Raw genomic sequence first — 919 nt, 5'->3', positions numbered from 1 at the left:
GACACTGCAAGAGGCAAGGAGTATTCCTAATAGCCAATACCAAAATAGACGTGACTAAATCGAGGTTTTTCAAAAGAGCAGAACCTAATTAATAAATATATAAACAGCGTGAATGTTAAACGTAACGCTTAAGGTTGTAAATGATAGTCGTTATTAATAAAAAAGCTGAGGTTTTAACGGGTTAGCTTGTGTTGGAATTGGTTTGAAACAATTTTCTATCTTCAACTCGATAGCATGGTTGCTGATAAGCATACTCACTGGGATAAATGGCTTGAAAAGGGATGACAAAGCGATTTAGTTTTTGACTCTTTAATCACGCTGTACAGGAAGGATAATGAGTTTAAAGGATTTACTGGCTAAGTTAGCTGAAACGCCCGAAGCTGTGGAGTTTCAAGAGGTTATTGATGTTATTGATAGCCATTATGTATTTGTGCCTGCGGCATTTCAAATGGCGACACACATAACGAAGCGGGCCAAAACAATGGCTCATGTAAGATATTTTCTTTCGCACAATTGAATGAGCTAAACGAAGAACAAACGCTTGCGTGTTTGGCGCTATACGTCATGATGTATTGTTGCATCCCGAGAATGATGACCATCAAAATATTCGCAATTTCATACGTTTTGGTTGGTCAGGTGTTCAGTTTGACACGCCGGCACTAACAGAAAAGTAGCGACATGAGCGCCGATTGTTTAGGCAATCGGTGCTTTCTCTAAACAGCGTCGACAGAAGCATACGACYTTGCTAGACACGCTCACTTCTCTTTCTTCTAAGTCAAAACACCAACAGTGTGTTTTCCCTGGGCAATATCACATTGCGTTGGCTTCGTACAGCTTGGGCACTCGTGGGTAGCGGTACGGCCATCGAGCTGAGCCACAATCTCTTCTCTTTGCAGATCGTTGAATCGAGACCAGTTGG

General features: G+C 41.6%; 1 pseudogene. It reads left to right on the top strand.

Annotation, left to right across the window (positions count from 1 at the left end):
- Positions 1-334 precede the first annotated feature (334 nt).
- Positions 335-602 (top strand): annotated as a pseudogene (locus tag CIK04_RS28560) (HopJ type III effector protein); the annotation flags it as partial.
- Positions 603-919 lie beyond the last annotated feature (317 nt).

It is taken from the genome of Vibrio sp. 03_296, assembly GCF_002265885.1.
This window is presented reverse-complemented; position numbering and strand designations above follow the sequence as displayed.